General features: G+C 34.3%; 22 protein-coding genes, 3 tRNA genes and 1 pseudogene. 12 read left to right on the top strand and 14 right to left on the bottom strand.

All coding sequences use genetic code 11. The features are described from left to right. The 3 genes and pseudogenes from BZ25_RS10295 to thrS form a co-directional block, all read left to right on the top strand. A pseudogene (locus BZ25_RS10295) lies at positions 1-189 on the top strand (hypothetical protein); the annotation flags it as partial. A gap of 170 nt (positions 190-359) precedes the next feature. Next, positions 360-1424, top strand: a complete 1065-nt coding sequence (gene prfA, locus BZ25_RS04225) for a peptide chain release factor 1 (protein WP_103898495.1) — start codon at positions 360-362, stop codon at positions 1422-1424. 26 nt (positions 1425-1450) lie between these two features. Beyond that, positions 1451-3373 carry a threonine--tRNA ligase gene (gene thrS, locus BZ25_RS04220; RefSeq protein ID WP_121567422.1) on the top strand — a complete coding sequence of 641 codons (1923 nt, stop codon included), beginning with the start codon at positions 1451-1453 and terminating at the stop codon, positions 3371-3373. 60 nt (positions 3374-3433) lie between these two features. Here thrS and BZ25_RS04215 read toward each other — a convergent pair whose 3' ends face one another. From BZ25_RS04215 to BZ25_RS04180, 8 genes are all read right to left on the bottom strand, one after another. After that, positions 3434-3655, bottom strand: coding sequence for a ferredoxin (locus BZ25_RS04215; RefSeq protein WP_103065838.1), 222 nt, complete (start codon positions 3653-3655; stop codon positions 3434-3436). A 36-nt stretch (positions 3656-3691) separates the two neighbouring features. Then, positions 3692-4069 (bottom strand): PadR family transcriptional regulator, encoded by a 378-nt coding sequence (locus tag BZ25_RS04210; protein ID WP_103065837.1) that lies wholly within the window; start codon positions 4067-4069, stop codon positions 3692-3694. A 3-nt stretch (positions 4070-4072) separates the two neighbouring features. Further along, a complete protein-coding gene (locus BZ25_RS04205; RefSeq protein ID WP_121567421.1) occupies positions 4073-4444 on the bottom strand; it encodes a NifB/NifX family molybdenum-iron cluster-binding protein in 372 nt (123 codons plus the stop codon). Between the two features lie 170 nt (positions 4445-4614). Beyond that, positions 4615-4941 carry a NifB/NifX family molybdenum-iron cluster-binding protein gene (locus BZ25_RS04200; protein WP_121567420.1) on the bottom strand — a complete coding sequence of 109 codons (327 nt, stop codon included), beginning with the start codon at positions 4939-4941 and terminating at the stop codon, positions 4615-4617. Between the two features lie 14 nt (positions 4942-4955). Further along, positions 4956-5834, bottom strand: a complete 879-nt coding sequence (locus tag BZ25_RS04195; protein ID WP_121567419.1) for an ATP-binding protein — start codon at positions 5832-5834, stop codon at positions 4956-4958. Then, a complete protein-coding gene (locus BZ25_RS04190; RefSeq protein ID WP_199171203.1) occupies positions 5831-6724 on the bottom strand; it encodes an ATP-binding protein in 894 nt (297 codons plus the stop codon). Before BZ25_RS04190 ends, BZ25_RS04195 begins: the two co-directional genes overlap by 4 nt. Positions 6725-6780: 56 nt before the next feature. Continuing rightward, positions 6781-7098: a DUF5320 domain-containing protein gene (locus BZ25_RS04185; RefSeq protein WP_121567418.1), complete on the bottom strand. Its 318-nt coding sequence runs from the start codon at positions 7096-7098 to the stop codon at positions 6781-6783. Between the two features lie 175 nt (positions 7099-7273). Then, positions 7274-7486, bottom strand: a complete 213-nt coding sequence (locus tag BZ25_RS04180) for a DUF2283 domain-containing protein (RefSeq protein ID WP_103065832.1) — start codon at positions 7484-7486, stop codon at positions 7274-7276. Positions 7487-7661: 175 nt separating this feature from the next. Between BZ25_RS04180 and BZ25_RS04175 the strand changes: the two genes are divergently transcribed. From BZ25_RS04175 to BZ25_RS04140, 8 genes are all read left to right on the top strand, one after another. Then, the gene (locus tag BZ25_RS04175; RefSeq protein WP_233186726.1) at positions 7662-8723 is read left to right on the top strand and encodes a LacI family DNA-binding transcriptional regulator; all 1062 of its coding nucleotides are present in this window, start codon (positions 7662-7664) and stop codon (positions 8721-8723) included. Positions 8724-8744: 21 nt separating this feature from the next. Continuing rightward, a complete protein-coding gene (gene galT, locus BZ25_RS04170) occupies positions 8745-9728 on the top strand; it encodes a galactose-1-phosphate uridylyltransferase (RefSeq protein ID WP_121567417.1) in 984 nt (327 codons plus the stop codon). A gap of 13 nt (positions 9729-9741) precedes the next feature. Then, positions 9742-10902, top strand: coding sequence for a galactokinase (locus BZ25_RS04165; RefSeq protein WP_121567416.1), 1161 nt, complete (start codon positions 9742-9744; stop codon positions 10900-10902). 184 nt (positions 10903-11086) lie between these two features. After that, positions 11087-13150 carry a beta-galactosidase gene (locus tag BZ25_RS04160; protein WP_121567415.1) on the top strand — a complete coding sequence of 688 codons (2064 nt, stop codon included), beginning with the start codon at positions 11087-11089 and terminating at the stop codon, positions 13148-13150. 88 nt (positions 13151-13238) lie between these two features. Then, the gene (locus tag BZ25_RS04155; RefSeq protein WP_121567414.1) at positions 13239-14513 is read left to right on the top strand and encodes an ABC transporter substrate-binding protein; all 1275 of its coding nucleotides are present in this window, start codon (positions 13239-13241) and stop codon (positions 14511-14513) included. 210 nt (positions 14514-14723) lie between these two features. Further along, a complete protein-coding gene (locus BZ25_RS04150) occupies positions 14724-15614 on the top strand; it encodes a carbohydrate ABC transporter permease (RefSeq protein WP_121514896.1) in 891 nt (296 codons plus the stop codon). Beyond that, positions 15611-16423: a carbohydrate ABC transporter permease gene (locus BZ25_RS04145; protein ID WP_012208653.1), complete on the top strand. Its 813-nt coding sequence runs from the start codon at positions 15611-15613 to the stop codon at positions 16421-16423. Before BZ25_RS04150 ends, BZ25_RS04145 begins: the two co-directional genes overlap by 4 nt. 248 nt (positions 16424-16671) lie before the next feature. Beyond that, entirely contained in the window at positions 16672-18810 is a 2139-nt protein-coding gene (locus BZ25_RS04140) for an alpha-galactosidase (protein WP_121514887.1), read from the top strand. Between the two features lie 81 nt (positions 18811-18891). On the opposite strand, the gene BZ25_RS04135 is transcribed toward BZ25_RS04140, so the two are convergent. The 3 genes from BZ25_RS04135 to BZ25_RS04125 all read right to left on the bottom strand — a co-directional run bounded on the left by BZ25_RS04135 (position 18892) and on the right by BZ25_RS04125 (position 19172). Continuing rightward, positions 18892-18968 (bottom strand) — tRNA-Met (locus BZ25_RS04135). Positions 18969-18978: 10 nt separating this feature from the next. Further along, a tRNA-Met gene (locus BZ25_RS04130) sits at positions 18979-19055 on the bottom strand. Between the two features lie 28 nt (positions 19056-19083). Next, a tRNA-Leu gene (locus BZ25_RS04125) sits at positions 19084-19172 on the bottom strand. Positions 19173-19299: 127 nt separating this feature from the next. On the opposite strand from BZ25_RS04125, the gene BZ25_RS04120 reads away from it, so the two are divergent. Further along, positions 19300-21750: a hypothetical protein gene (locus BZ25_RS04120; protein ID WP_121514886.1), complete on the top strand. Its 2451-nt coding sequence runs from the start codon at positions 19300-19302 to the stop codon at positions 21748-21750. Between the two features lie 5 nt (positions 21751-21755). Here the strand turns inward: BZ25_RS04120 and BZ25_RS04115 are convergent, their stop codons facing one another. The 3 genes from BZ25_RS04115 to BZ25_RS04100 form a co-directional block, all read right to left on the bottom strand. After that, positions 21756-24152, bottom strand: coding sequence for an RND family transporter (locus BZ25_RS04115; RefSeq protein ID WP_158584847.1), 2397 nt, complete (start codon positions 24150-24152; stop codon positions 21756-21758). A gap of 438 nt (positions 24153-24590) precedes the next feature. Next, positions 24591-25280 carry a hypothetical protein gene (locus BZ25_RS04105; RefSeq protein ID WP_121514884.1) on the bottom strand — a complete coding sequence of 230 codons (690 nt, stop codon included), beginning with the start codon at positions 25278-25280 and terminating at the stop codon, positions 24591-24593. A 1-nt stretch (position 25281) separates the two neighbouring features. After that, positions 25282-26562, bottom strand: coding sequence for a S41 family peptidase (locus tag BZ25_RS04100; RefSeq protein WP_121514883.1), 1281 nt, complete (start codon positions 26560-26562; stop codon positions 25282-25284). Positions 26563-26636 lie beyond the last annotated feature (74 nt).

Here is a 26636-nt window from a genome sequence, read left to right as displayed (position 1 = left end):
GCACAAGAGATGAGCACAGCGATGGACAGGGTAGCGAAAGCGGTGACAGAAATAAGTGAACAACTAGAAAGGTCAAGAAGTGTAATAGACGAACAAGTAAAACAAGGGGTAGGGATAAACGAAGAAGCGAAAGAGTTGAGTGAATTAGCCACAGAGTTAAAAGGATTAGTTGGAAGTTTTAAAATATAAAATAACAAAACTCTCCCCAATCCTTATGGGTGGGGAGCGGGGCGAAGGGGCGCTAAAACAGGTTTTGAAATAAAATAATTTTCAAATTCAAAGAGTAGATAATGGGTCAAAATGGCTCTAAAACAAATAAAGAAAAAAATGATATAATAGAAAAGGTGAGAAAGTTGAATATATTAGATTTTAGAGAAGAAGTAAAGAAAAAAATCAAAGAATTAGAAAAACAACTAAGTGATCCAGATATTACTAACGATATCGAAAAATTAAAAAAATTAGGACAGGAGCATTCTAGACTCTCAGAATTAAATGCACTATTTGAGAGTTACGAACAAAGTTTACAAGACATAAAAGCGTTAAAAGAAATGTATGAAAGTAACGAAGTCTCTGAAGAAGAATATCAGTCAATGCTCCAAGATTTGGAGGAAAAACAAGAAAAAACAAGAAAAAAAATCATAGAAGGTTTAGTTTCTCAAGATGAGTATGATGAGAGAAATATCATCATGGAGTTAAGAGCTGGTACCGGTGGTGATGAAGCAAGCCTTTTTGCTTCTGAGTTAATGAGAATGTATCTACGGTATGCTGAAAGAAAAAATTGGAAATATGAAGTTCTTGATCTAAACGAAAACGAACTTGGTGGAATTAAAACCGCCATACTAAAAATAAAAGGTCAAGGTGCTTACAGAAGATTGAAATACGAAAGTGGTGTGCATAGGGTACAAAGGGTACCTCAAACAGAATCTTCTGGAAGGATACACACTTCGACGGCCACCGTTGCGGTGTTACCGGAAGCAACGGATATAGATGTTCAGATAAATGAGAATGATCTCAGAATAGATACCTATAGGGCAAGTGGGGCGGGTGGTCAGTACGTTAACAAAACGGATTCTGCCGTTAGAATAACCCATCTACCGACTGGGATCGTTGTGACTTGTCAAAATGAAAGATCCCAACATCAAAATAAAGAAAAAGCTTTAAATATACTAAGAGCAAAACTTTTTGAGATAAAGTTAGAAGAGCAGCAATCTCAACTTATCCAAGAGAGAAAATCACAGATAGGTACCGCACAGCGAAGCGAAAAAATAAGAACATACAATTTCCCACAAAATAGGGTTACAGATCATAGAATTCCCTATACCACTCATAGAATAAACGAAATACTTGATGGAGATTTAGATGAAATAATAGATAAGTTACTGGAAAAAGATCTAATAGAAAAACTTGAAAGTTTGACCTTATAAATTAAATTATTGTTAGAGGTGATTAAATGGTGAAAATAACTTTTCCAGATGAGTCTGTTCAAGAATTTAAAGACGGAATTACCCCTGCAGAAATTGCTAAAGGTATATCCGAAGGGCTGTACAGAAAGGCCATAGCTGCAGAAATTAACGGTGAATTAAAAGATTTGAATAACCCTATAGTGCAGGATTCAACTATTAAGTTAATAACTTTGGATGATGAAATAGCTCCAAAAATATATCGACATACGATGGCTCATATAATGGCTCAGGCGGTGGTAAGGGTTTTTGGGAAGGATAGAGTCAAACTAGCTATAGGGCCGGTTATTGAAAACGGCTTTTACTACGATTTTGATATTGAAGGGTACAACCTTTCAGAGGAAGATTTTCCAAAAATAGAAGAGGAAATGAAAAAGATTATTAAAGAAGATATAAAGATTATTAGAAAAGAAGTAAGTAAAAAAGAGGCTATAGAATTATTTAAGGATCAACCTTACAAACTGGAATTAATTGAAGAACTAGAAGAAGACACTATTTCGGTTTATTTTCAAGGAGATTTTTGTGATCTGTGCAGGGGTCCTCATCTTCCCTCTACTGGATATGTTAAATACTTTAAGCTTCTATCCGTATCTGGGGCTTATTGGCGGGGAGACGAAAAAAACAAAATGCTCCAAAGAATATATGGTACCGCTTTTCCAAAAAAGGAACAACTTGACGATTACTTAAATATGATTGAAGAGGCAAAAAGAAGAGACCACAGAAAATTAGGCCCAAAATTGAATTTATTCATGTTACAATCTGAGATGGCTCCTGGTATGCCTTTTTTCCTACCAAATGGTAAGATTATTCTAAATGAATTGATGACTTATGCCAGGCAAATTCATAAAAAATATGGATACGTAGAGGTAGAAACTCCTCAAATTATGAATATCAAATTATGGCACCAATCCGGGCATTGGGATCATTACAAAGAGAACATGTTTTTTACGGAGAAAGAAGATATGCCTATGGCGGTCAAACCGATGAATTGCCCAGGGCATATATTGATATATAAAAACAACTTCGTTAGTTACAGAGATTTACCAATAAGAATGTTTGAATTTGGTAAAGTGCATCGCTACGAAAGAAGTGGGGTTTTGCACGGTCTTTTTAGAGTCAGAGCTTTCACTCAAGATGATGCTCATATATTCTGCATGCCGTCACAAATGGAAGAAGAAATAATAAAAGTTATACAGCTAACAAACGAAATATTTTCAACATTTGGTTTTAAATATGAAGCCATTTTGAGTACGATGCCCGAAGATCATATGGGAGATATTGAAAGTTGGGAGAGGGCTACCGATGCTTTGAAAAAGGCATTGGAAAAGAGCAATATGGAATATAGAATAGACGAAGGAGAAGGAGCTTTCTATGGTCCCAAAATAGACTTTAACGTTACAGATTCGCTTGGAAGAAAATGGCAATGTACCACGATTCAGCTTGATTTTCAGATGCCTGAAAGGTTTGAGATGATATACGCAGATGAAAACGATGAACAAAAGAGGCCAGTTATGATTCATAGAGCAATATTTGGATCTTTAGAGAGATTCTTTGGTATTTTAATAGAAAACTTTGCTGGAGAGTTTCCAACTTGGCTTTCTCCTGTTCAAGTTTCGATTCTTCCCGTTTCTGAAAAATTCAACGAAGAAGCCAAAAAATTTTCTCGTGTTCTAGAACAAGAAGGTATTAGGGTTTACGTAAATGATTCTGATGCTACTGTGGGATACAAGATAAGAAGTGAACAGATGAAAAAAGTGCCATATATGATAGTTTTTGGAGAAAAAGAAATGAATTCAGATACTATAAATATAAGAACTCGAAAGGGCGATACCATAGAAAATGTTTCAAAAGAACGTTTCATTGAGGAGATTAAAAATGAAATAAAGAACAGAAATTTGGACTTAACTTTTTAATTTAATAATACAGAATTATAAAAGGCGCCTAGAAAAAGGCGCCTTCAATATTTTAGGTATTTAATTGAGATTATTTTTTTCGTCTGAGTTCTTTTTTCTTTTCTTTTCTAAAACCTCTTTTGCTTGATTATAATGATATGAACCCTCACGTAATAAAACGCTTCCGCAATTTGGACATCTTTCATCTTGACAAGGAACGCCTGGTGTATGAGGTTTTTTATACCCACATTTTACACAAACACAAAAACCTCCGCCACCCATGCCTCCTCCTTCTCTTCGCATAATTAAACCCTCCCAATGGTATTTTTAAAAGTCAAGTTATTCTTTTCTGTTAAGGATCTTTTCACATTTGTCAATGAAGGTATCAAGAACTTCTGATTCCATCTTAATACCCTCAAGAGCGTATCTGAGATACTCCAATCCCATTGGCGTTATTGTGTAAACCTTCACAGGGGGACTCTTAGAAGTATCCCAACTTGAAGTTATATATCCGCTACCCTCTAACTCTGAAAGTATTCTGTATATCCTGCCCATCTGACCAATACCTTCGATTGTTTCCACACCCATTTCATCCAATTTATTGGCAATTTCATAACCATAAGTTGGGTTTTCGGCAATGATTAAAAGAATAAAATTGGCTAAAAATCTACCCTTGCCTCTCCACCCTTTTCCTCTACCTCTTTGGTAAGCAGACATTCTTTAAACTCCTTGATCATGAAATTTCGATTTCACCGTATAATCTTGATCTTTTAAATTGTTAGAAGCTAATGCTTCAATTATTTCTTTTAAAGTCCCATCTACCCCTCTTATAACCTGAATATTAAGATTTTCAAAGGCATATATCGCTTTCATTCCAATCCCTCTGACTACCATTAATTCAACACCTTTTTCATGCATGTATTCAGGGATCTCTCCTGTTGAATGGTTTTCCAAAGGGTTCTTTTCTATTTCATAGCTGTATTCTTTATTTTCTTTCAAATCCACAAAGGCAAAATAAGGAGCGTGCCCAAAATGTTCACTGATTCTTGAGTTTTCTCCTATATTTTCTATCAATGGAATAGCAATCTTCATTTTTTCCCTCCCGTAGTTTTAGATATTAATGTCTTTAGAAACTTTATTTAGCGCCCCTTCGCCCCGCTGCCCGCCCATAAGGAAAAGCAAAAGGCTTTGTCCTTTCGTACTCCCCACCCATAAGGAAAGGTATGGTAAGGCTTCACCCTGCTCCCCATCTTGTAACCTTTTTAGAATTCTTGAAGTTTTTCTAATTTCAAAAGATCGATATTTTCTTGGACATTGCCATCTGAAGCTATGTAGGCTTTGATATTTGCCGCTTTTAAAGCTGTCAAGGCATTTTCTCCAAGATTTTTGGAAATTACTGCATCTATTCCTTGATCTGAAAGTTCGTTCACAATTTTTGTTCCTACCCCATGTTCTTGGCTATTGTCAGGAGAAAAAAATTCATAACTTTCATCTTCTGTATCGTAAACTAAAAAGTAAGCTGCTCTTGCAAATCTTTCGTCTAATTCGGATTCCAATGTCTTTTCTTTAGCTGGAACTGCAATTTTCATTTTTACACACCTCTCTATTTATTAAAAAGTATTTGTAAGATTTTTTGATATATGGATTTTATGTACTTTGATGAGATAGAATCTTCGTACAAGATTATTGGTTTAGCTTCTCTTGTGGCTAAATTCACCATTTCATCGAAAGGTATCTTTCCTAAAAAATCTATATTTTCAGAAAAACACCATTCCTCCAGGGAAGAACTCACAAATTCATTTAAATCAAATTTATTGATTACTACACCAAACTTCACTCTCATTTTCTTTAAAGTTTCAACCGCTCTTTGAAGGTCGTGAAATCCTGAAAGGGTAGGTTCGGTAACTATAATAGCGTAGTTTACACCAGCTACCGACGATGTTGCAGGGCATCCTATACCAGGAGCACCATCTATTATGATAACATCTTTTTTTAAACTTTCACCCACAGAAAAAGACTTTTTTCTTATCTCAGCTACCAAACCTCCCGAAGTTTCTTCCCCCGGATTCAAATCGCCATGTACCAAAACCCCTTTTGGAGATTTTGATTCATAATAATATCCAGCTAAATTTTCTACAAGTTTTATCGCCTTTTCCGGGCAGGTGAGTACACAAAGTTTACAACCTTCGCATGCATATTCGTTGATAACATATCTACCCTGTTGAAAATCTATTGCATCGAACCTGCATTTGTCTTTACAAATACCACAATTAGTGCATTTTTCATAATCTATTTCAGCTTTTTTCCCACCATAGTATTCATAGCTTTGTTTTAACTCAACAGGAGATAACAACAAATGAAGGTTAGATGCATCAACATCGCAATCACTCATTACAGGATTTTGGAAAAGGTAGCTTAAAGAAGCAGATAATGTTGTCTTTCCAGTTCCACCTTTTCCGCTAATTATAGCTATTTGCTTCATGCGAACACCTCTGTTATATTTTCATACAAAAGTTCAAAACTTCTGAGCAATTCTTCGGATTGATCTACGATCAATTTCCCCTCCGAGTACCATTTAGCTATTTTCTTATCAAAATCGATTTTCATAAGTAGAGGAATTTTTTCTCCCTCAAGGTACTCTGTTAGCTCGGCAAATGCAGGATCGTAGCGATTGATTACCACTCCGTAAGGGATTTCCATTTCTTTAACTAACGATATTGCAAGTTTTAAATCGTGTAATCCAAAAGGAGATGATTCAGTTACTAAAACAGCAAAATCTACCTTCTGTAAAACTTCCACAACTGGACAAGAAGTACCAGGAGGGGCATCGATTATAGTTACATCGTAGTCATCCGAAATATATTTCTTCAATTCTCTAATAATCCTTACACCGGAGGGTTCTCCTATATTCAAAAGCCCCATACCAAAATCAAAATAATCTGTCTTTCCAAATCTTAATTTTCCTAAGCTTTTAGGTTCTTCATCGATAGCTCTTACTGGACAAATTTCAGAACAAACGCCACAACCGTGACATAAATTTTGAAAAACGAATACTCCTTTTTCAAAGACATTAATAGCACCAAACTGGCACTCTTTTGCACACAGTCCACACAGGATGCATGTTTCTTTATTTACTTTTGGTATGAGTACATCCACACTTTTTTCTTCTTCGAATATGACGTTGTAGAATAAATGGTCATTAGGCTCTTCAACATCCGCATCTAAAAGCAAAACTTTCATATTTTTTGAAAGAACTTTGGCTAAATTTGTTGATACGGTAGTTTTCCCGGTTCCTCCTTTTCCACTCAAAATGGCTATCTTCAATGGCAAATTGATCTCTCCTTCAACCGTTGTAATGTACATATGATGCATAAAAGCAGGCACAACTCATTTTTAATCTAAAACTGAGTTGTGCCCTAATATTAAATTTACTCGTCTTTTTTCTGGCTATCGTCTGTTTCTTTCAGGATTCCTTCAATGTAGTTTAATTCGTTTTTTAAATACTCTCTTTGGGATTCTAAAAAAGCCTTGTCACTTCCTACAGGATAAGACGGTGGATAATATGCTCCTGCCCATCCGCCGTAGGTTCTTGGACCGTAACCATAACCTCTACCGTAGCCGAAACCTCTTCCGAATCCTCTTGCACCATAACCGTAACCTCTACCATAAAAACCACTGCATCTTCCTAAACCTCTACCCGTCATTGGGCCTAAACCTCTAGGTCCGGTTCCATCTAAAAAAGGCATAAAATTACCTCCTTTCATATATATGCAATTTACATATATATTATACACAAAAAATCTTCTTTTGTCAACAAAAAATCATTTTGATTTTTTTGAAAGATGATTAAATCTGCTCATTGAATGCTCCTAGACCTTATTTTAGAACGTAGGGTATTTAACTGGAATTTCCTCGAAGTAATTAAACTAAATGGTTTTTAAGAACTATTGATAAAGGCTTATCTTCCAAAGAACTCACTTTGAGTATGGAAAAGCCAATGATGTTTCCTTCTTCATCTATTTTTTCCATTACCGCATCGTTTTCTGTTTCTCTGAAATAACCAGCTTTCTTTTCAAAAATTATTTCCAAATAATCTCCCTCTTTGTCATACCAAATTTTTATTTCTTTTCCCATAAAATTTCACCTCTTTTGATCGTATCTGTGAAGTAAGCAGTGATAACAAACAAATCGTTCGATAAGTTTTTAACCAGATGAAATCCATGATCTATTTTGTTCTTTTAATTGTTCTACAAAAATTGTACCACAAAAAAATCATTTTGATTTTTTTGGTTTTTGGTGTAAAATTGAATTGATACCGTTAACGTTAACATTAAAAGAGGTGATAAAAATAAGTCGAAGTAGTTTTGTAACCATTAAAGATATCGCTGAAAAAGCAGGGGTTTCTGTCAACACTGTATCAAGGGCTTTAAACGATAAACCAGATATAAACCCACAAACAAAAGAAAAGATCGAAAAAATTGCCCAAGAATTAGGCTATGTTAAAAACATATACGCTACCATGCTCAAATCCAACGTAACTCATACAATTGGAGTAATCATGCCGGATAGTTCCAACCCTTTCTTCTCTGAAGTATTCAAAGGTATTGATAAAGCAGCACGGGAGAATAATTATCAAATAATAATTATGAACTCCGAAGGTTTATACGAAAATGAAGAAAAGTTTTTAAAAACTCTCTTAGAAAGGAGAGTTGACGGTATTCTTCTTTTTCCAATGCAAAAGAGTTATGAAGATATACAGGAACTGATAAAAGAGCACTTCCCCATTGTACTTGTAGGTAGAGAAATAGATGGTTGGAATGTGGATGAGATATTCAGTGATGAAGTAAAAGGAGGATATCTTGCAACCAAATATCTTATTGAAAAAGGGTGTAAAAAGATAAAAATGATCACCGATCAACTATATAACTCTGCATCATATGGAAGGCTTCAGGGTTATAAAAAGGCTTTAAAGGAGAAAGGGTTAACTTTTTTCGAGGATGATATCAAGATATGTGAAGGGATACACGAAGGTTACCACGTTAAAGCGGGGTACGATAAAACGATAGAAATGATCAGAAAAAAAGAAGAATTCGACGGAATATTTTGCTACAACGATCTAATAGCTTACGGGGCGATCAAAGCTTTGAAAGAAAATAATCTAAAGGTTCCACAAAATGTTTCGGTAGTTGGTTACGACGATATAGCCTTTTCTAGGTTAATCGATCCAGAGTTGACAACGGTAAAAGTTAAAAAGTTTGAAATGGGCTATGAGGCATTTCAGATGTTGTATAAAAGAATAAAGAGTAAGAAAAGAGACAACTCATCAACAAGGAAAGTATTAGATATAGAACTCGTAGTGAGGAAATCTTAAACAAAAAAGGAGAGAAATTGTATGGCAGAGTTACGATGGAACCCTTTATTAAAAACATACACAATGGTTGCCGATAACAGACAAAATAGGCCCCATTTACCTGAGGATTGGTGCCCCTTTTGTCCCGGACCTGGTAAAAAAGTGCCTCCAAACTATGACGTTTATGTATACGACAACGATTTTCCAGCTTTAAAACTAGATCCAGATGAACCAAATATACAAGGAACGGATTTGTACAAAGTCGAAAAAAATTATGGAAAATGCGAAGTGATTTTGTATTCTCCCGATCACAATATTACCCTTCCTCAATTACCAGTAGAACATATATTTAAGTTAGTAAATTTATGGGTTGAAAGATTTGAGGAGCTCTCAAAAGATGAAAAAATAAAATACATCTTTCCTTTTGAAAATAGAGGAAAAGAAGTAGGGGTTACGATGCTCCATCCGCACGGTCAATTATATGCTTATTCGTGGATTCCTTTGAAGTTAAAAGTAGAACTCGACAACTGTAAGGAATATTACGAAGAAAATGAAAAATGCCTTATTTGTGAAATGAACAAAGAGGAAAAGGAGTTTCAAAAAAGAATTCTTTTTGAGAATGATTCATTTCTCGTTTATCTTCCCTTTTTTACTGACTACCCTTATGGTGCTTTCATAGTGAGCAAATCCCACAAGGGAAACTTAACAGAATTCGACGAAAAAGAAAAATGGGACCTGGCTGAGGCGCTAAAACTGTTAACAGGTGGCTTTGATGCGTTGTTTGACAAACCCTTCCCCTACATGATGAATATCCATCAAACTCCTGTTAATTCAGAGGAATATGCAGATTCTTACAAATACTATCATTTCCATATTGAGTTCTATCCCCCATTAAGAGACAAGGATAAGATAAAATGGTACGCATCAAGCGAGATGGGGGCTTGGGCTGCGGCAAATACCATGGCGGTGGAAGAAACAGCTATTACTTTAAGAAATGCAATAGAAAAATTCAAAAAAATACAATAGAGAGGTCGTCAAAATGGATTTAATAAATACTTTTCAAGAAATCTACGGAGTTAGTAAAAATCCCATACAAAGATTCTTCTCTCCAGGAAGAATAAATCTTATAGGCGAACATATAGACTACAATGGAGGATATGTATTACCAGTAGCTATAAACCTTGGAATAAATGGCTTAATGAATTTGAGGGACGATAATTTAATTTGCCTGAAATCTCTGGATTTTCCCAATGAGATAAAAGTAGATCTAAATAAGGAAGTGGATTATAGAAAAGAGGATGGTTGGGGGAACTATGCCAAAGGAGTTATAAAGTTTTTATTAGAAGATGGATTCCCCTTGAAGGGATGTAATATACTGATTAAAGGAGAACTTCCAAATGGAGCGGGCCTTTCATCTTCTGCGGCTTTAGAGGTACTAATTGGATTCATGCTCTTATCTCAAAATCAATCCGCTGAAGAAATTGATAGAACATACCTAGCCCTCTTAGGGCAAAGGGTTGAAAACAAATTTATTGGTGTGAACTCTGGAATAATGGATCAATTTGTTATATCAAATGCAAAGAAAGATCAAGCTTTATTGCTTGATACTCAAAGTCTAACTTATGAATATATACCTTGTCATTTAGATGGGTATTCTCTAATTATTATGAATACAAATAAAAGAAGAGAGCTTGCTTCTTCTCAATACAACCAAAGAAGAAAAGAATGTGAAAGTGCTTTAGAAAAAATAAACCAAGTAAGGAAAACAAGGGCTCATAATTTATGTCAATGTAGTGTAAAAGATCTCGAATTTCTTGATAATGAAATAGAGCTAAAAAGAGCAAGGCATGTAATAACAGAAAATCAAAGGGTTATTCAAGCTTCTAAATTATTAAAGAACAACGATATTGAAGGTTTTGGAGCTCTTTTAATCCAATCCCATAATTCATTAAAAAATGATTATGAAGTAACAGGTTTTGAACTAGATACAATTGTAGAAGAAGCATTAAAAATCAAAGGTTGTGTAGGTGCTAGAATGACGGGAGCAGGGTTTGGTGGATGTGCCATCGCTTTGGTAGAGAAAAATCAGATAAAAAATTTCAAGGATCAAGTTTCCAAGAATTATTATGAAAAAACAAAAATAGAACCATCTCTTTACGAAACAACTATTGAAGATGGAGTGAAAATTCTCAAAAAATGAGAAAATTTCAGCTAAACGGGAATAATCACTTTTAATTGTCTTTAATTTACCCTAGCTGTCCATAACAAGGTTTTGCAACGAATGTTAACTCTGATATAATTGTTTTGGTATCGTTCACGGTATCGATATTACATTTCAGGATAGAACCTTTTTAAAAATAACTGAAGATTTAGGAGTGAAAATAATGACTAAAAAGTATGAACCAATAAATGCAAAGGTGCCACATTTCCTACATGGAGCAGATTACAATCCTGATCAATGGTTAAAATATCCAGAGGTGTTAGAAGAGGATATCAGGCTTATGAAGCTAGCTGGATGCAACGTTATGTCTGTAGGCATATTCGCCTGGAGTACTTTAGAACCTGAAGAAGGTAAGTTTAATTTCGGTTGGTTAGATGAAGTTATAGAAAAGCTATACAAAAATGGAATATATACAATCTTAGCAACTCCAAGTGGTGCTAGGCCTGCCTGGATGTCGCAGAAATATCCAGAAGTTTTGAGGGTAGGACCAAATAGAGTGAGAAACCTTCACGGTAAGCGTCATAATCATTGTTATACATCTCCAGTCTACAGAGAAAAAGTCAACATAATAAACACAAAATTAGCAGAAAGGTATTCGAATCATCCAGGAGTAATAGCTTGGCATGTATCCAACGAATACGGTGGGGAATGTCACTGCGATCTCTGCCAAGAATCTTTTAGAAATTGGTTAAAAGAGAAATACAAAACCTTAGAAAATCTGAATGATGCCTGGTGGACGGCTTTTTGGAGTCATACCTACACCGATTGGTCACAGATAGAATCTCCCGCGCCTCATGGAGAAGACTTACTTCATGGATTAAATTTAGATTGGAAAAGATTTGTAACTCACCAAACCGTTGATTTCTTCAAACATGAGATAGAGCCACTCAAAAAGATAAATCCAAACCTACCTGTGACAACCAACTTTATGGGAATATATGAGGGATTGGATTACTGGAAATTTGTTGACTATGTGGATGTAATTTCCTGGGACAATTATCCGATATGGCATAGTAATGATGATTATGATTTGGCCTGTGGAGTAAGTATGGTTCATGATTTGAATAGATCATTAAAAAACGGAAAACCTTTCATGCTTATGGAGAGTACTCCTAGTACCACTAATTGGCATGAAGTAAGTAAATTGAAAAAGCCAGGAATGCATCTATTATCTTCTATTCAAGCGGTAGCTCATGGTTCTGATACCGTTCAATATTTTCAGTGGAGAAAAAGCAGAGGGAGCAGCGAAAAATTTCATGGAGCTGTTGTTGATCATTGTGGGCATGAAAATACCAGAGTTTTCAACGATATCAAAAATGTGGGTGAAACACTAAAAAGATTAGATGAAATAATAGGAACAACGGTAAATCCAGAAGTTGCTATTATTTTTGATTGGGAAAATAGGTGGGCGATGAAAGATGCCCAGGGCCCAAGAAACATAGGCATACATTACGAAGAAACTGTTAAAGAAAATTATAAACCTTTCTGGAAGAATGGTGTACCTGTTGACGTTATAAATATGGATTGTGACTTTTCAAAATACAAGTTATTGATAGCGCCGATGCTTTATATGGTTAAACGAGGGATAGGTGAAAAAATTAGAGAATTTGTGAAAAACGGTGGTACTTTTGTTGCTACATACTGGTCGGGAATAGTCAACGAGACAGATTTGTGTTTCTTAGGTGGATTTCCAGGTCCGTTGAGAGAGGTTCTTGGAATTTGGTCTGAGGAGATAGATGCACTTTACGATGGTGAGAGTAGACTCGTTTCTTTCGATAATCAAAATGAATTAGGGCTGAAAGGTGAGTATGAAGCAAAGGAACTATGTGATTTGATCCATTTAGAAGGAGCTAGATCTTTGGCAACCTACAAAGAGGACTTTTACAAAGGGAGGCCAGCTTTAACGGTCAATGATTTTTCAAAAGGGAAAGCATATTACATAGCCTCAAGAAATGAAGAGCAGTTTAATGATATGTTTTATGGGAAACTGATTGAAGAACTGGGATTGAAAAAGGTTGTTGATACAGAATTACCATACGGTATTACAGCCCAAATGAGAACTGATGGAGAGAACGACTATATTTTTGTGATGAACTTTACTCAAGAAGAAAAGGTTGTCGAACTTGATGAAAAGAAATATATCGACCTTCTGGAAGGTGAAACTTCAGATAGAAAACTAACTGTTCCGGGTTATGGGGTTAAGATTTTGAAAAGAACGAAATCTTGATATGTTTTTTGCTATGAAGGAGGTGATCTTTGAATAGCAGTACAAGTACTATGATTAAATATATCTAAAACATATGGGAGGTGTAGGTATGAAAAGATTTTTAAACGTTTTAGTCCTTTTAGTTTTTATGGTGGGATTAGGTATAACGGCTAATGCCGCAGATTCAAGTGGCAAAATAACCATATGGTGTTGGGATCCTAATTTTAATGTGGCAATCATGGAAGAAGCAGCTGAAAGATACAGTAAAGCAAATCCAAATGTAGAGTTTGAAATTGTAAGTATGGCAAAAGCCGATGTTGAGCAAAAGTTGAACACAATATTGGCCTCTGGCGTAAAAAAAGGTCTTCCTGAAATTGTATTGATTGAAGATTATAACGCAAAGAAGTATTTGGAATCGTATCCTAAATCTTTTGCTGATTTAACAAGTTATTTTAATTGGGAAGAGTTCGCCGATTACAAACTCGGATTCATGACATTAAAAAACAAAGTCTATGGAATTCCATTCGATTCTGGTGTAACAGGATGGTTTTATAGAAGAGATTATTTTCAAGAAGCTGGAATAAACGTTCAAGATCTAAATGAAATTACAATGACTGAATTTATAGAATTAGGAAAAAAGGTTAAAGAAGAAACCGGGAAATATATGATTGGAGCCGATCCGTATGATGGAGGTTTAATGAGAATATTATTACAATCAGCTGGAACTTGGTATTTTGACGAAAACGGTGAACCAAACATAGCAAATAATCCAGCATTGTATGAAGCGGTTAGGATTTACAAAGAACTTTATGATTCAAAAATTGGAAAAGAAGTTTCTGGTTGGAATGAATGGGTAGCATCATTTAATGAAGGAGAAGTTGCCTCTGTTATTACTGGAGCATGGATAATTGGATCAATAAAAGCAGAAACCACTCAAGAAGGCAAATGGGGTGTCCTCCCAATTCCAAGATTGGATGTTCCTGGTTCTGTCAACGCCTCAAATCTTGGGGGATCTAGTTGGTATATACTTGAAAATTCTGAATACAAAGATTTAGCAATTGATTTCATGAAAGAAATATATGCTAACGATGTAGATTTTTATCAAAATATATTGTACGAACGAGGAGCTATAGGAACCTGGTTACCTGCTCAAACAGGTGAAGCTTATGTAAAACGAGATCCTTTCTTTGGTAACCAAAGAATATATTTGGATTTTTCAGAATGGATGACTATGATTCCTTCGATTGATTATGGTTTATTTACTTACGAAGCAGACGCAGCAATCATGGGAGTAATGCCAGATGTATACAATGGTAACTTAACAATTGAAGAAGCACTGAAAAAAGCTGAAGATCAATTTAAAAATGTAGTTGGATTTTTTTAATAATTAAGAAGGTCCTTTTGGACCTTCTTTTTGGTGCCTTCAGGATGGGTAATAATTAGTCCGTGTAATATAATTTATTTTCTAAAATTACTTTTAAAGAATGATCCAAGAAGATTTATTGAGCATTTGTATTTCTCCGAAAATTATCTTTATGAAAACTACAAATTTCATTATTCATATTACAGTTAGGAGGTTTATGATGTGACTAAGATGTTTGAAAAAAGAAGAAACAGATGGGGTTGGTTTTTTATAAGTATAGCTGTATTTTTTTTGGGTTTGTTTATTTTCTATCCCTTGATTTATTCTCTATATTTATCAACTTTTTCTTCAAGAGGTGTAATGAAAAATTTTGTTGGTTTTGGTAATTATCTAAGACTTTTTCAAGATAACTATTTCTTACAATCATTGAAAAACATTATTATAATCTTAATTATTCAAGTTCCTTTAATGTTATTTTTAGCCCTGATTTTTGCCTTTTTGCTTAATGATCCAAAGTTAAAATTTAAAAAAATTTTCAGAACGGCTCTTTTTTTACCAGCTGTTACTTCTCTTGTGGCATACAGTGTCGTTTTCAAAATGATGTTTTCTACTGAAGGCCTTATTAACAATGTTTTATTAAGCCTTAATATAATTAAAGAACCCATCAGATGGTTGTTAGACCCAGTTTGGGCAAAAATCACATTAATAATTGCCATGACTTGGCGTTGGACAGGGTATAATATGATGTTATATTTAGCGGGACTTCAAAATATACCTCAAGAAATATATGAAGCCGCTGAAATAGATGGAGCGAGTAAAATTACCCAGTTTTTTAGAATTACCATTCCTTTGTTGAAACCTATAATTCTTTTTACTACTATTTTATCAACAATAGGAACCTTACAACTCTTTGATGAACCGATGATGTTAGCTTCAGGGGTGACAACGGGTTCAAGCGTTGGTCCTGGTAATTCTTTGCTTACACCATCAGTTTATATCTATAACGTAAGTTTTAAGTATGTTCCGAATTTTGGATATGCCTCTGCAATTTCGTGGGTTATAGTTCTAATAGCTGTAATTTTAACTTTGATGCAATTTAGAGTGGCAGGTGAGGAAAAATGAGTAGAAAAATCAGATACGCTTTAATATACTTGTTTTTAGCGATTGCGGCTTTTATTTCGGTGTTTCCTTTTTACTGGATGGTAGTTGGCAGCACAAATACATCTTTAGATGTCAATAAAGGAAAACTAACATTCGGAAATCAATTTTTCGTAAACATCCAAAATCTTATAACCAATTTTGATTTGGGTCGAGTTTTCTGGAACTCTATCCAAATATCTTTTTTCGTCGTTATTTTGTCTGTTGTTGCGTCTTCTATGGCAGGTTACGGGTTTGAAATGTATAAATCAAAAGGAATGAAATATATTTATGGTGGGACTTTGTTAACATTGATGGTTCCTTTTGCCGCTTTGATGGTTCCTGTTTTCAGGTTGATGACATATTTGAATTTAATAGATTCGCTTTGGGGAGTTATTTTGCCAATGATCCCATCAGTGTTTTTAATCTTTTTTTTCAAACAAAATTTTCAAACATATCCGAGGGAAATTATCATGGCGGCACGTGTTGATGGAGCAAGTGAATTAAGAATTTTTTTCTCCATAGTAATGCCTTCAATGAAAGCTACATATGCAGCCGCAGCAATTTATTCCTTTTTAACAAGTTGGAACGCATATCTACAGCCTTTAGTTATTATTCAAAGCCAAGAAAAGCGTACTATGGCTTTATTTATAGCTAATTTAGCCTCAGGTTACCAGCCTGATTTTGGTTTGGTTATGACAGCAGTAGTGGTTGCAACGGTACCAGCCCTAATTCTATTTTTTATGCTTCAGAGGTATTTTGTCCAAGGTGTTTTAGGTTCTGTAAAACAATAAGAATTTTATTTCGAAAAGTTAATTCAAATGTGGGAAAAAGTTCCCCACTTTCTTTCAAGAGTTTATTTTAGCAACTAGTAAATGCCTGTCACAAATTAAAAATCCGGGTTAATGCATTTTTTGAAGTTTATATAATGTGTGAATATGATAAAATTAAAGGTATTAGGAAGCGAAAATTATTGGGGGGAAGCAGAAAGTTGAATTCTGTAAAAAAACGAAATCAAAAAACTTATTAAGGTGGTAATTAAATGCCTATAAATTTTGATAAAGAAACGAAGAGATGGCTTTTGGAAACAGAAAATATGGGTTACGTTTTTGGATTAGATGATCAAGGAAAAATTAAAAATTTGTACTGGGGATCAAAGTTGCCAAGGGTTCAAGACTACCCAGAAGTTAAAGATCTAATTTTAATGGACAGATACACGTGGAACGATGAGTTTTCTGTAAGAGGAGAAAAGAACAATGTAGAGCATTGTTTGAAAGTTGAGTATTGCGATGGTGTTAGGGATGTTGTGTTGAATTACAAAAGTTTTGAAGTGAGTGGTAATGATCTAGTAATCAGGTTAAGCGATGATCATTATAATTTGAGCGTAAATCTTTTCTACAAAGTCATAGAAAAGTACGATATCATAGAAAGATGGGTTGAAATCGAAAATAATTCTAATCAAGAAATAAAGATAGAAGATATGAAATCTGTCTCGTTGTATGTTGAAAATGATGAAAAAGCAAAATTAAATTATCTTACAGGTATGTGGGGGAGTGAATTTCATTTAAGAAGGGAAGAAATAAACGAGGGAAGCAAAGTTTTGGAGAGTAGGGTTGGGAAAACAAGCGCCTATCTAAATCCTTTTTTTGCGATCGATTACTCTGCTGATGAAGATCATGGAAAGGTATATTTTGGTGAATTAGCCTGGAGTGGTAATTGGAAGATAGTAGTGCAAAAACGTATATACGAAAGAATAGCTATAATCGGAGGTATAAACGACTGGGATTTTAGTTATATATTAGAACCCTCAGAAAAGCTTACTGCTCCTAAATTCGTGTTTGGTTTTTCAGACGAGGGTTTTACAAAGGCTAGCCAGAATATACATCATTACCAGCTCGATTATATACTGCCAAAAGATAAAGCACACATATTAAGGAAGGTTTTATACAATTCTTGGGAAGCCACGACGTTCAATGTGAACGAAGAAAATCAAAAAATATTGGCTGAAAAGGCTGCAAAGATTGGTGTGGAACTTTTTGTTATAGACGATGGATGGTTTGGGAAAAGAAACGACGATCATGCTGGGTTAGGTGATTGGTATGTGAACAAAGAAAAATTCCCAAATGGTTTGCAACCTTTGATAAGCTATGTTAAGTCCTTGGGAATGGATTTTGGTATATGGGTAGAACCAGAGATGGTTAATCCTGACAGTGAATTGTATAGAAAACACCCTGACTGGGTTATTAGTTTTCCAAATAGGCCAAAGTCGCTTGAACGAAATCAATTGATGCTTAATTTGGCACGAGAAGATGTGAAAAAGTTCATCGTAGATTTCATGGATAATCTTTTAACACAGAACGATATAGATTTCGTTAAATGGGATATGAACAGACATGTTTTTGAGTCAGGATGGATGCAAGTGGAACCGAGAAAACAAAGAGAAATATGGGTTAAATACGTGTGGAACTTATACGAGATTTTGAAATATTTGAGAGAAAAGCATCCCCAAGTTACTTTTGAAAACTGCTCCAGCGGTGGTGGAAGAGTTGATATAGGCTTAATGCAATATTCGGATCAAGTATGGACAAGCGACAACACAGACCCATTTGACAGGTTAGAAATCCAAGAGGGTTTTTCTTATGCATACGCACCGAAAATAATGATGGGGTGGGTAACTGACTGGGGAGGAAAAGATACTTATCCTTTGGCATACAGATTTCATTCATCAATGATGGGATCTTTGGGAATCGGTGCGGATTTGAATAAATTCTCTGAAAAAGATTTCGATTTGGCAAGGTATCAGGTTCAACTGTATAAAGAGATAAGAGAGATAGTACAAGAAGGCTATCAATTCAGACTTTCTTCCGTTACAAATGATAGGTATTTTGCGATGGAATATTTGAGTAAAAGCAAAGATGAAGGTGTTTTGATATATTTGAGGAATCCTAGAAGGTTTGGCTTGTTTGATAAGGTGGATGTCAAACTAAAAGGTTTGGAAAACGATGCTGTATACACTGTTTATGAAGGACTTCAGGGTGAAGAAAAAGAGATAATTAAATTATCTGGAAAGGCATTGAAAGAAAGGGGAATTATAATAGAGGATTCCTCTAAAGATTTCTTCGAAACTGGAAAAGTAACTCATTTTTATAGCAGAATTTTGAGGCTAAGAAAGAGTGATTAATAATTCACCAAAATATTAAAACAAAAAAGATGGGGCATCTCTGTAAAGTACCCCATCTTTTTATTTAAAAAATTTCATTTATGGTGGCGGCGAAGAGATTCGAACTCTTGACACTACGGGTATGAACCGTATGCTCTAGCCAACTGAGCTACGCCGCCATATAACAAATGGTAGCGGGGGTAGGATTTGAACCTACGGCCTTCGGGTTATGAGCCCGACGAGCTACCAGACTGCTCCACCCCGCACCAAGTAATGTAGTATAATTAAGTTAAATGGTGCCGAGAGTCGGACTCGAACCGACACGGGTATTCCTACCCAGCGGATTTTAAGTCCGCAGCGTCTACCAATTCCGCCATCTCGGCATTAATTCCAAAGATAAGTCTATCATAAAAAGTAAAGTTTGTCAATACCTCATCGACCATTTTAATTTTTTAAAAAATTATATTATAATTGAATGAGTATTTAAAAAATCAAAGGAGTGATTTGGGGATGACAATTAAAGGATTTAGAAAATTGTATGTATTGATTTTTTGCCTATCGATTTCTTTATCGATTTTTTCTTCTTCTGTTTATACACCACCAAAAGATCTTTATCAGGTAGAAACAGAGAATTACAGGTTTGTTTTTGAGAAGGATCTTTATTATTTTTACGAAGAAATAGTCGATACCGCTGAAGAGTTGTATGCAAAGTATACTTATTTTTATGATTCAAATCCTGGTAAAATCACGGTTTATATTTTAGACGATGTTGATTTTACAAACTCTTTTGCTTCTACAGGTACAAATGTGATAAGACTTTACGTTAATCCTCCAGAAGATTTTTTAGCGTTGGGGGGAAATGTAGAAGATTGGGGTAAATTTGTTTTTTCTCATGAGTTGAATCACATTTTTTATGGAAATGATGTTAGAGATCCTTTTATATATTGGATTCCCAGTAAATTGATTAAAAATACGCTTAACATGTATCATCAGCCGAGCTATTTGCATGAGGGTCTTTCTATTTACATGGAAAGTAAAGAGTTTGGGGGAAGATTTGAAGACGATCTCTTTAATATGTATCTAAGATCTGAGATATTGAGTAACAACTTCCCGAGATATTATTTGGGATCAGGTTCTTCAATCGATATATGGAGTCCTGCTGGTTTTAACTATATGTATGGAACAATTTTGGTGAAAGAAATAGTGAATAATTACGGAGAGAGTGCACTTAGAGAGATAATAAGGGTCTTAAATACAAACGCTTTTAGCAATTTGGATGAAGCGTTTTATTGGGTAACAGGGGATAGTTGGACCAGATTTTTGGTAGATATTAAGCAAAAATATCTTAATGAATACGATCGATTAAATGAAAAAGGTTACAAATTATCTTGGTTAAAAATCGATGACACTTATCAAGATACAGGGAATCTTAGAACTGATGGGGTTTCTCTTTACGGATATTTGGTTATGCCCGATCAACCAAAGGGTATATACAAGGATAACGAGTTAATTAAAAAGGCAGTAAGTTCATTCGATGTAAATTCAAGAGGTGACCTTCTGTACTTAGTGACTACCTACAATATGGGATATTACACAAACAAATTGTATTATGATTGTGATTGCCCAAACGGTGAAAGGCTAATAGATGAAAGGGTTAAAGCTTTTGGTTTTGTGGGAAACGATAGGATAGCTTATTCAAAATTAGATAAAGGCTTGACCGCTTTGTATTTATACGATTTAAATACTAACGAAGCAAAAAAGTTAATAGATTTTGGTAAATATGTTTTTAACGATATTGTGGGAAAAGAAGATATAATATATTTTTCCGCTAATTACAATAACCAAACGGATATCTATTCATATGATCTATCATCAGAAAAGATTTATAAAATTACCGATGATGAAGTTAAAGAACTTGGGTTATTTATCGATAATGATTTTATATATTATTCAGCTAATTACGAAGATGGGTTATACAATATTTATAGGTTAAACACAAATAGCAGGGCAATTGAACGCTTGACAAATTATTTAAGCGGTGGTTTTGAACCAGTAGTTTTGAACGATAAGTTGTACCATTTAGTTTACGATCATGAGGGATACCATTTGAGTTATTTAGATTTAGAAAATGCAGTTAAAGAAAGTTTTGTTTTGCAAAGCACGTTTGAACAAGTTGAGTTTGAGAGTTATGAAATATATTATCCTGAAGATGTTGAAGTAAAAGAATACACCTTTGAAAATCCTTATATAGTCCCCTTTCCAATTTTAGCTGTTGATACAGAAGAAAATATTTTATATGGAGCGGGTGCATTTTTCATCAGCGAGGCTATGAACTACATAGGGTTTGTAGATGTGTATTCATATGGAAACGAAGTTTATGGAGATTTATCCTTGACCTTTGATTATTATACGACTAACAGTATAACTCTGAGCTTGATAGAAGAAGATATTCTAACAAGTTTCTATATTTCCAATAGTTCCCTTTGGTATTTAGGAAATACGATAAGCACATACCTGGGAGGTGGAATTTCATTTAAAAACACAACTTTTGAATCGTACGTATTAGATTCTGTTTTCCAAATAGGTCCCTACTCTGTTAACAATTACGATATTTATGAATTGGGGTTAGGAATCACCTATGATTCAAGTTCTGGCATAAACGCAAAGTTAGATAAGCCTTTTGTTGTGCTTGATACGAAGATAGAACCTTACATTGGGTATGAGGATGAATCTATATACACTGGAACCAACGTAGAAAAGACATTATGGCAACCATATATATCCTTTGAATCTGGGAAGTATAGATTCGATGGAATAAAGGCAGGAGGAGATATCAAGTATGATTTTGGACAAGAAGAAGGAGGATTTGATTATTTTGCTTACATTCAATTCGATCTGAGTATCTTTTATTGGTTGAATGTACCGTTGCAGATAAACAGCGATATGTTCAAGGCAGAATAACTTAATTACTTTTTTCTTTTCCAGAATTTTCTGAGCATTTCCCTGTTCACAATGAACATAACGGCTGTGAATAGCCAGGTAAAACCTAAGGACATAGACATCGTCAAACTAAATTCCTTTAAAAGTTCTCCTCTAGAAAATTGAAAACTCAAGAAAGAGAGCGCTGTTGTAGAAAGTGAAAAGGTTATAGATTTTAATATATTCCAAAAGTTTATCTTGTTATTACTGAACGTGTGGTATAGATGGAGAAATCCATCTATACCTATACCAAAGATTAAGGGAAAAGTTAGAACGGTTACGAAAGTAGCCCTTATACCTATTAAATACGACACACCAAAAGTAGCCAATACAGAAATTATAAGGCTAAACATGGCTTCTGACGGTTGAACAACATTTTTTCTAACAATGGCAGTTATAACCCATATGGAGATGAAAGATAGAAATAATGGTATATAAAATCTCTGTCTGATCATCTCCATTATTTTATATGTGGCTTTTGGTAAGCCTAGAATGTTTTCTCCCTTTTCCCCCAATGCGTCAAAGAAAATTTTTATTCCATTGTTACTCCAAAGGCTGAACTTGGGAGTCACTTCTAAAAGAAGATATTTTTGGCCATCCTTTTCTATTAAAAAATTACCTCTGAGGTCCTCAGGGAAAATATCCATTATGTTCAAAGTAAAATGGTAAAGATCAGAAGAGCGTGCTGCTGCATCTATCAGCTTTAGACTGTCAGAATATAGATTATACTTTTTTAAAACGGATATCATTATTGGATTATTTATAACTTGAGATAAACCTTCTAACTGTGTTTTTATCTTAGAAAATTCTCCAAGATTTTCTTGAATTATGTCTGGCAAACTGTTGACAGATTCCACAACCCCCGTATCTAATAATTCTTTTTTGACTGTTTCAATATCTTCGTCAACTCTCATTAGATATTGCAATGTATCAAAGGAAATATTTCCAAAATGATCCAAAATTTGTTCTCCGACCTTCACAGATTCTGAATTGGAAGATATTAGTCCTGGAGGCGTATACGAAAAATTTGTGTAATTAATTAGACCCAAAACGCTTAATATCGAAACAGTTGGAATCGCTATAATAAAAATCATTTTTGAGTTTTTTGAAATAAAGTGAGGAAATTTTTTAAAAGCATTGTCTATTTTGACCGTAAAAGGCGAGATTTTTATATTTACTTTTAAAGCGTAAATTAATGTTGGAACAAAAAAAATCATTATAATGAAAAAAACCAATAAACCCATTGAGCTAACGATTGCTAACTCGTTAAAAGCTGGTAATCCCATGAAAAAAAGCGTCAAGAAAACTATGACAGTAGTTATCATTCCAAAGAAGAGAGGTAAAAGAAGTCCTTTGTAAGTGGAAGCCAATGCAGTAGTGAACTCACCAATATCCTCAATTTCTTTTGAAAATCTCGTCATCACATGAATTCCATAGGCTATTCCCAAGCCTAGAGTTATTGCCATGACAAAAGACGTCACTATATTCAATTCTCCAAAAGTTAACGTGATGAGCCCCATCGTTAAAAGTGTAGATACTATTAAACCTAGAAGTACTATTATAGTAGAAGTGAAATTACCGAATGCGAAAGCAAATAAAATAGTTATAAATATAATCGATAAGGTTGTTGTTAATCTAAAATCTTCCATGACGGTACGATTAGATTCGTATTCTGTGACGTAAGAATTAGTCAAACCTGTTTTTATGTTGAAAGTCTTTTCGATCTCCGTCAAAATTGAATCCACTTTTGGAACAATATAGTTGACATAATCTAAATCAGAGGAAGGTTTGTTGAAAGTAAGTCCCATAATCATAACTTTCCCATCAGGGGATAAAGTGTAGTAGGAACTAATTAAATCATTATTTCCATCAGTTTGAAGAATATTTTCTAAACCATAAATATCTTCCAAAAAACTATCCAATTTTTCAAATAATTCAAAGTTGTAGGTGAAATTTGTACTTAATAAACTGCCGAAACTTTGTAAGTTCTCATACATTGTGTATATCAAATCCGTTTGGCTTAAGTTTATGATGCCATATGAAAAAAGGAAGGATAGATCCGTTTGAACGAAACTCAAAAAGGTAGGTTCATTTAGCATCAAATCGTGAAAGGTTTCTGCAATTTGTGAAGGTTGGACACTATCGTTGATAAAAAATGCAGTAACCATAATATCTGAGCCTTCAAGAAATGATTGTTCTTCAAGAAGTTCCACAACAACTTCTGAGTCTTGAGGTAGTATTTTCAACAAATCTGAGTTTACCTTCAATTTTGTTGAAAAAAATCCAAAGATAACTGTAAAGACCAAAACTACGGCTATTATATAATAAGCATCTCGTGTGATGAAATTTGCAAGTTCTAAAAAGAAGTCTTTTTTTTCTCTCACAATAACCACCATACTAGGAAAAAGTCAAAAACAATACCTATTATGAGCGAATAATAATTTTTCTTTTTCAAATCTATATAAAATCTTAAAATGATTACCCATAAAATAGAGAAATAGAGAAAAGGCTTCCCTAATAAACCTAATGTAATAGGAGAAACGGAAGAAATGTATGCGTATAGTAAATTAGAATCAGAAGAAAAAAGCAACCTCATCCCTGAACTTAAGTAAGAAAAAAGCAGAATAAAAATCAGTAATTTAATTTTGGAAACGTCGAAACGTCCCACTTCAAATAGTTGCAGATTTCTCAAAAATATCGGAGAAAAAAGGTAAAATAATGTTATAAGAAATGGGATAAAAAAAGATTTTTTTGTTACATTGAAAATATTTTTTGGGTTTATAAGGGAATTGAAAAAGTCTAAAAAAATATTTGGCATTTTTTCATCCTTCGAAGACAAGAACTGAAACATTTGGTTCAATATCTATATTCTCCTGTCTAAAAACATCCAATAGAGGGTTCACTGCGGGATTGTTAAGTAAATCCTCATCTACGATAACCCCACCGTATTCGTTCAACGAATTCAAAATATCCCTATTGAAAGAATATGATCTATAATCCTGTTGTGTGAATAAGTTATACCTGGATTTCATTATGTTTATTGTGTTTTCATCAAAGTTTTCAAGGTTCAAAACATATATCTTTGGAGTTAATTCTAAGTATAAATTATCAGTTATAAGTTGGTAGTAAGCTAAAGTTAAACCATATAATGCATATTCGTTTCTTGATTCTTTGTATCTAACCCCTGTGGAGATAATCAAACTTCTGAAATCGTCGTAAGCGTTTTTAGTAACAGGTTTGATAGTTAGCTTGTTGTTTCTAAAATCAAAATTTAGAGTTCCTACAAAAACTCCATCATCCATTATATTACGAGTAATGATGGAAAGATCGTTTATATCATTTAATTGATCGTTTAAAAAAGAAATATCATAATTGACATTTTTTACTGTGAATTTGGGAGATTTTTCTATGTTGTAATTGGTACTTTCTATTCGACCCATTGTGAGGTATAAACCAATTGACAAAGAAAAGAATAATAAAAAAATAGATATAACCCATCCATAAAAACGCAACTTAGTTACCTCCAGTTAAAAAGTCCAAGGCAGTCTTCAGTTGCAGATCTTCTTCTATATTTAGTACAGGTTTTTCTGTAGTCGTATAGAAAGCCTCAGTTGCTTCTTCTTCAGATATTTCAGTCATAGAGATTACTTCCCTTTCTGGATTGCTTACCTCTATATCAGGATTTATCCCTTTTAAATGAATATCTGCTCCGCTTGGTGTGAAATAATGAGCTATAGGTAACCAAATCTCTCCTCCCGTGGATAAGCTAAATGTGTTCTGTACTGCAGCTTTCCCATAAGTTGTTTCTCCAATGACGGTTGCTGCACCATTATCTTTAAGTGCCCCGGTTAAGATTTCAGATGCAGATGCAGAACCTCCATTCACTAACAAAACAATAGGGATATTTTGTAAAAAACTGTAGTAATTACCAGGAATAGTTGGAATTGTTTCTTTTGTGCCATCAAAATACTTAACACTAACTACTTCACCGCTCTTTAAAAACATGGAAGTAATATCAACAGCTGATTGTAAAAGTCCACCCGGGTTATTTCTTAAATCGATTATTAATCCTTCTATGTTCTGATTTGATAGATTATTTAAAGCTTCACTCATTTCCTGGGAGCTAGTTTTAGCAAAATTGGTGAGTAATATGTAGCCTAAATTTTTATTTTTGTAATTTATCGTATCAAATTTTACCGTCTTAGTTTCGATTATTTCTCTTATTAACGTAATATTTTTTGGCTCTGTCCAAGAGTCTCGGTATATTTCTAAGGTAACTTCCGTTCCAGGTTCGCCCCTCATTAACGAAGCTGATTTGTTAAGGCCAAGTTCAGATGTGGGGGTACCGTCAACGGATAAAATGTAATCGTTAGGCATTATTCCCGCCCTTTGCGCAGGAGTTCCATTCATCGGTGAAACGATAATAACTGCATCCATTTCATAATCGTATCTAATAGTTAAGCCTACCCCACCGTATTTAGCTTCTATGTCTATTTGACTTTCTTCTGTCTCAACGGAATCGAGATACCAGGCAAAAGGATCATCAAGCCCTTTCATCATCCCTTCGATTGCAGAATCCACTATTTTGTCATAATCAACGTTATCTTTGTCATAATAATAATTGACGATGTAGTATAGCGTTGAGTAAATAGGTTCTTCGAACTTATCTAAATAGATCTGTGTTACAGAATCTTTTTGATAACTGTTAGAAACAGTGTCTGCAAAAATCCAGGAAGTAATAAATAAACCAAAAATTATTATTACGGATAGTAATTTTTTCTTTTTTTTACTCATTTAAGTCTCTCCTTGATAAAAATTTTTGGTTCTATCACGAAAATAGTGGGTAATTAAGCTGGAGTTAAATTAAG

The organism is Petrotoga sp. Shatin.DS.tank11.9.2.9.3, assembly GCF_003665005.1.
Lineage (GTDB): Bacteria > Thermotogota > Thermotogae > Petrotogales > Petrotogaceae > Petrotoga > Petrotoga mobilis.
The sequence above is the reverse complement of the archived record's forward strand: the minus strand, read 5'-3'. Positions and strand labels throughout refer to the sequence as shown.